The 4,676-nt window shown below is 70.6% G+C and carries 1 protein-coding gene; it reads right to left on the reverse strand.

Translation table 11 applies throughout. From position 1 onward, the window contains the following. Positions 1 to 40: 40 nt before the first annotated feature. Positions 41 to 4,594, reverse strand: coding sequence for a GH92 family glycosyl hydrolase (locus ABZ749_RS29720; RefSeq protein ID WP_357233596.1), 4,554 nt, complete (start codon positions 4,592 to 4,594; stop codon positions 41 to 43). Positions 4,595 to 4,676 lie beyond the last annotated feature (82 nt).

Genomic DNA, 4,676 nt, shown 5'->3' on the forward strand with positions numbered 1-4,676 from the left:
ACCACGGCCCGCCCCACGCTGCGTTGTCCCCGGCTCGGTGCTAACCGGTGACGGTGAACGGTCGGGCCACCGTGGTGGCCGACGTGGCGCCGTTGAGCGTGACGCTGGTCGCGCCCGCCTTCGCCGCGCCCGGAACGCTGACCGTCGCGCCGGAGATGACGCCGTCACCGTTCGCGCGCACGGTGCTGACCGCCAGTCCGGTCCCGAAGGCGATCGTGACCACCTCGTTCGGCGCGAACCCGGAACCGTCGACCATGATCGACGTGCCGCGCGGGCCCGAGGTGGTCAACAGCGAAACCCGCGGCTGGTAGGTCCGCGCCTGTGGCTCCCCGGTCACCTGGACGGTGGCCGTGGCCGGCGTACGCGAGGACGCGCCCGTCGCGGTGACGGCGTACCGGCCGGGTTGCGCGTCACCGGAGGTCGGCACCGAGGCGCGGACCGTTCCCGTCGCGGAGGCCGCGACCTTCATGGCCCGGCCCGGGTCGGTGCCGACGTTGACGGTCACCTGCTCGCCGGCGGCGAACCCGCTGCCGGTGACGGTGATCGCGCCGCCGGTGGTGACGGCGCCGGACGCGGACAGCGTGATCGCCGGCTGCGATCCGCCCCGAGCCACGGTCACGGTGAAGGATTCGGTGCTGCTCGACAGCGTGTCCCACGCGGTGACGCGCACCGTGTAGGTGCCCTCCCGTGCGTAGGTGTGCTGGCCGCTCATCGCACCCGACGCGCCGATCGTCACATCGACCGGAACCGTGCCGTCACCCCACTGGACGCGGGCGCGGTAGCCCGTCGTACCGGGAACGCCGCCGGTCACCGCACCGAGGTTCGCCGCGAGGGCCTGGCCGGCGGTGGCCGTCTGGCTCTTCGGGGCGGCGGTCGTCAGCGCCGGGGTGGGCGTGCCGTCGTTGGCCACGGCGAACACGTGGATCCGACCCGCCGAGCGAGGGTCACCGGTCTGCGTCGGCAGGGTCACCGACACCAGCGTCTTGCCCGCCGGAATCTGGTACGGCGCGGTGGCGAAGAGGAACGGCTGGGCGCCGTCGCGGCTCGTGCCCTGCAACCGGTACGCCGTCCGGGTGACGATGATGTTGCCGTAGGACGGGGTGCCGTTGGCGTTGCCGCCCAGCGTCCAGTCGCTCAACTGGATCGGGATGCTGGCCGTGCTGCCGTCGCTGAACGTCGCCGTGCCGGTGGTGCTCTGGTTGCCCTGCGTTCCGGCGCCGATGAACGAGATGCTCTTCGCGTCCTCCGGAAGGTCGAGGACGACGCTCGCCCCGTTGCCGGTGGCGTTGTCCGGCTGCCCGGCCGGGATCACCGGCAGGGTGAACCGCAGCGCGGTTCCGGGAACCTGCTGGGCCTGGCCCTGGGTGGCACCACCGGCCGCCAGGGCGGCCCGGGAGTACGCCCAGGACTTGGCGTCACAGTCCGCGGCAAGGGCCCCTTCGTCGCCGACGCAGACGCTGTCGAAGGCGGCGGTGAGACCGGAGGCCGGGGCGTACGCCACCTCGACGCCGACCGTCGTGGAGCTCTGGGTCTCGCCGTCGGTCACCGTGGCGTTCGCCTGGTGGTAGCCGGGCGTGGTGTAGGTGTGCGACCCACCGATGCGGTAGACGGCCCGCGAGCTCAACGTCACGGTGCCCTCGGTGGCCGGCGTGCCGTCACCCCAGTCGATGGTGGCCTGGTAGCCGCCAGCGTCGCCGCCGGTGACGGTGGCCAGCGGCACCGAGACGGGTACGCCGGTGGTCGCGTGCACGCCGTCCGCCGCGGTGACGGTGATGTCGCCGCCCCCGAGGTCGAGGTCACCGCCGGCGAGCAGCTCGACCTCGGCGAGGGTGGTCTGCGCGGCGCCGACGGTCTTCGTGACGGCGAGGCGGAACTGCGCGAACCGTCCCGGCTTGTCGATCGAGTACGGGCGGGTCTGGTTGCGCCACGGGAACACCTGACCGTTTCGAGAGTCCACTGTGGTCCAGGTGAGGCCGTCGTCGGAGCCCTGCAGACGCCAGTCCGCCGGGTCGCCGGCAGCGGCTCCGGACGTGACCGTGTAGTACTTCGGCTTCTGCTTGCCACCACGGAAGGCCCAGGTGATCTGCGGGGTCGCCGAGGCGAAGGTCAGCTGCGTGGTCGACGAGTCGTCGAACAGCTTCGACGCGTCCTGACCGCCGGTCGCGGTCGCGGTGCCGAGACCGGGGCCGGTGACGTCCTGCAACGGCTTGGGCGCCTCGTCACCCTTGGTGAGCGACGGCGGGGCGTCGTTCTTGCCACTGCCCCACGACGACGGCTTGGATCCCATCTGGAAGTCGATGGTGCCGCCCTTGGCGAGCGTCGCGACATCCAGTGACAGGCCGCGCTGCTTCCTGCCGTTGACCGAGACGCCCTGCACGTAGAGGTTCGCCGCGCTGTTGTTCGGCGCGTTGACGACGATGTCGCCGCTGCTGCGGCGCACGGTCATCCTGGTGAACTGCGGCGAGCCGATCGCCCACTCGGACGACCCGGCCTGCAACGGGTAGATGCCCAGCGAGCTGAGGATGTACCACGACGACATCTCGCCGTTGTCCTCGTCGCCCAGGTAGCCCTGGCCGATCTCACTGCCGACGTAGAGACGCCGCAGGATCTCCCGCACCGTCTCCTGGGTCCTGGCGGGTGCGCCGGCGACGTTGTACATGTACGGGATGTGGTGCGACGGCTGGTTGCTCATGCCGAGCTGACCCATCCGCACCGCGCGCGCTTCGAGCATCTCGTGGATGACGCCGCCGTACCCACCGGGGCGGTCGGCGTTCTCCGGAGTCGTGAAGAACGCGTCGAGCTTGTCCCGCAGCGCCTTCTGCCCGCCGTACAGGTTGATCAGGCCCTGGCCGTCCTGCTGGGCGGTGAACGCGAAGTTCCACCCGTTGGTCTCGGTGTAGACACCACCCCAGTCCAACGGGTCACCGGCGAGGAAGTTGCCGGCGGCGTCGCGGCCCTGGAAGAGCTTCGTCTTCGGGTCGAAGAGGTGGACGTAGTTGCGGGCCCGCTCCAGGAAGTACCGCGACTCCTCCGTAAGCCGGGCACGTTCCGACTTCGGCGTGGCCGGGTCCTTGGCGAGCGCCGCGGCCATGTTGCCGATGCCGAAGTCGTTGATGTAGCCCTCCAGCGCCCAGGACACCGACTCCCCTGTGGACGTCGGCGTGTAGCCGAGGAACAGGGAGCTCTCGATGCCCTTGCGTCCGACCGCGCTGCGCCCGGACGCGACGGTCGCGTCCTTGACGGCCGCGTCGTACGCCGCGAGCGGGTCGGGCAGCTTGACCCCGGTGAGGTACGCCTGGGCCAGTGCCACGTTCGCGCTGGTGCCGGTCATCAGGTCGGCGTAGCCGGGGGACGACCAGCGGGCGATCCAGCCGCCGTCGCGGTAGTGCTGCACGAACCCGTCGGAGATCCTGGCGGCGACGTCCGGGTACAGCAGCGCGTAGGCGGGCCACACGGTGCGGTAGGTGTCCCAGAAGCCGTTGTTGACGTAGATCTGCCCGTCGACGATCTTCGCGCCGGTCCGGGTGGGGGTCGACGCGCCGGTCGGCGCCGAGACCGGGCTCGCGTACTGCCAGCGCGGCGCGGCGGCGGTGCCGGTGTTCTCCGACTGCGAGTTCGGGTAGAGGTTCAGCCGGTACAGGTTCGAGTACATGGTGACGAGCTGCGCCTCGGTGGCGCCCCGCACCTCGACCCGGCCGAGCCGGTCCTTCCAGGCGGCCGTCGCGGCGGCGTGGATCTGGTCGAAGCTCTTGCCGGTGACCTCAAGGTCGAGGTTGCGGCGGGCCTGGTCGACGGAGAGGAACGACGTGGCGAGGCGCATCGTCACCTCCCGCGACCCGGAGATGTCGAAGGTGGCCGAGGTCGCGGCGGACGCCGTCGGCGCCCGGTCGAAGGTGCCGGAGACGAACATCCGGCTCCGACCGGCCGACAGGCCGCTGCCGTTGTCGACCCAACCGGTGAACGTGCCGTCCGTGCCGATGGTGAACGTGCCGTTGTGGAAGACGAGGCTTCCGGTCGGCTGCCCGGTGGGGAAGGTGAACCGCATGATCCCGGCGTGGTCGGTGGGCGACATCTCCGCGATCAGGCCGTTCTGGAGCGTGACCCGGTAGAGGTCCGGCTGTGCCGTCTCGTCGTCGTGGCTGAAGGCGAGCGCACGACTGGCCGGCTGACCGGTGAGCGACCCGCCACCGACGACCGGCATGACCGACATCTGGTTGCGGTCACCCATCCAGGGGCTGGGCTCGTGGGAGATCGCGAGGCCCTGGAGCATGGGCAGGTTGGCCTCGTTGTTCTTCCTGTGGTACTCGTACTCCCACGAGTCGGAGGTCGCGTCGGTCACCGGGGTGAAGAAGTTGAACCCGTTCGGTACGGCGGTGATCGGCAGGTTGTTGCCGCGCGAGAAGCCGCCCGTCGAGTTGGTGCCCCGCCGGGTGTCGACGTAGTTGGTGAGCTTCGAGCCGTCGATCGACGCCGGCGTGGCCGTCAGCTCGATGTCGTCGAGCCAACCCTGGAACCGGGTCTCCCCAGTGGCCTGCGGATTGTCGTACGCGAGCAGGATGCGGTCGATCGTCTTGCCGCGTGCGACGGTGCCCAGGTCTCCAAGCTGATCGGGCCCCTCGCGGTGCTGCCCGGCATGCTGCTCTGGGTCGTGTTCGGCATGCCCGCGTCAAACCTGG

Source organism: Micromonospora sp. NPDC047753, from assembly GCF_040642735.1.
Classification (GTDB): Bacteria; Actinomycetota; Actinomycetes; order Mycobacteriales; family Micromonosporaceae; genus Micromonospora.